We start from the raw sequence: 1,983 nt of genomic DNA on the forward strand, positions 1-1,983 counted from the left end.
GCGCAACGCGCCTACCAGCAGCTCTTGCGCGGCGACCCCAAGAGCACCGATGCCCTGCTTGGACTCGCGACCATTGCCGCGCGCAGGGGCGATGCGGCGCGCGCGCACTCGTATTACCTTCTCGCGCTTGAGTCGAACCCCAACGACCCCACAGCGCAGGCCGGCGTGATCCAGACGCGCGGCCAAAGCGACCCGGCCCAATCCGAAAGCCGCCTGAAAACGGCGTTGGCCGGCCAACCTGATTCGCCGGCGCTGCTCTTCGCACTGGGCAATCTCTATGCCCGCGAACAGCGCTGGGGCGAAGCGCAACAGGCCTATTTCCGAGCCTATTCCACAGAGCCGGATAACGCCGATTTCATCTTCAATCTTGCAGTCAGCCTCGACCAATTGCATCAAGACCGGCTCGCCGCCCAGTACTACCAAATGGCGCTGAACGCCGCCGACGCCACTGGCGGCACACACGCTACCGGCTTTGACCGCAGCCAGGTCCAGAAGCGGATTCAGGAACTGCTCCCGTGATCAGGCGCAAGAACGCCGTGCAGCCGATGCTCATTGGCCGCCACAATCGATGAACGCACCCGCCCCGGCGCAACGCCAGCTTGGCCAGGTCCTGATCGCCAAGGGCATCCTGAGCGAGGACCAGCTCCGCATCGCGCTGCTGGAACAGATGAAGTCGAACCAGCCGGTCGGCAAGCTGCTGGTGTCGCTCGGCTTCGTCTCGGAAGCCACGCTGCGCGATGCGCTCTCGGAAAGCCTTGGCAAGCAGAGCGTCGACCTCGCGAATGCGATCATCGACCCCTCGGCGCTGCACCTTGTGCCGCGCGAACTGGCGAAGCGCCACCACCTGCTGCCGCTCGACTACGACGCCGAACACCACCGGCTGACGGTCGCCATTTCGGACATCAACGACATTGTCGCGCTCGACCGCGTGCGCAGCCTGGCGCACGACGAGATCGAGATCGACACGCTCTTGGCCGGCGAAACCGAAATCGACCGCGCCATCGACCAGGCCTACGGCTACGAACTGTCGATCGACGGCATCCTGCACGAGATCGAAACCGGCGAGATCGACTTCCGCGGTCTGCAATCCTCTGCCGACGAATACAGCCAGCCGGTCGTCCGCCTGATCGACTCGATCCTGACCGACGCCGTCAAGCGTGAATCGTCGGACGTCCACTTCGAACCCGAGACCGGCTTCCTGCGCATCCGCTACCGGATCGACGGCATGCTGCGCCAGGTGCGTTCGCTGCATCAATCGTACTGGCCGGCGATGGCCGTGCGCATCAAGGTGATGAGCGGGATGAACATCGCCGAGACGCGCGCGCCGCAGGACGGCCGCATCACGCTTAACATGCGCGGCCGGCAGATCGACTTCCGTGTTTCGGCACAGCCGACGATCCACGGCGAGAACATCGTCCTGCGCATCCTCGACCGGCAGAAAGGCCTCGTGCCGCTCGAAGGCCTCGGTCTCACCGAGAAGCAGCTTGATCAGCTGAAGCTGATGATCGCGCGCCCGGAAGGCATCATCCTCGTCACCGGGCCGACCGGCAGCGGCAAGACGACGACGCTCTACTCGATCCTCAACCACATCAACTCCGAGGGGCTCAACATCATGACCCTCGAAGACCCGGTCGAGTACCCGATGACGCTGGTGCGGCAGACTTCTGTCGCCGATTCGGCCAAGCTCGACTTCGCCAACGGCATCCGCTCGATGATGCGCCAGGACCCGGACGTGATTCTGGTCGGCGAAATCCGCGACGCCGACACCGCCGACATGTCGCTGCGCGCGGCGATGACCGGTCATCAGGTCTATTCGACGCTGCACACCAACTCGGCGATCGGCGCCATCCCGCGCCTGCTCGACATCGGCATCCTGCCCGACATCATGGCCGGCAACATCATCGGCATCATCGCCCAGCGCCTGGTGCGCCGCCTGTGCCCACACTGCAAGACGCCGTATCAGGCGGAAAGCCACGAAGCGCG

General features: G+C 64.6%; 2 protein-coding genes. Both read left to right on the forward strand.

What is annotated here, in order from left to right:
- On the forward strand, positions 1-519 hold a 519-nt coding region (locus KBA32_RS15480), incomplete at its 5' end, for a tetratricopeptide repeat protein (protein WP_294360775.1).
- A 49-nt stretch (positions 520-568) separates the two neighbouring features.
- A partial coding sequence (locus tag KBA32_RS15485) for a GspE/PulE family protein (protein WP_294360778.1) occupies positions 569-1,983 on the forward strand: 1,415 nt, incomplete at its 3' end.

It is taken from the genome of Propionivibrio sp. (assembly GCF_017995515.1).
Taxonomy (GTDB): Bacteria; Pseudomonadota; Gammaproteobacteria; order Burkholderiales; family Rhodocyclaceae; genus Propionivibrio.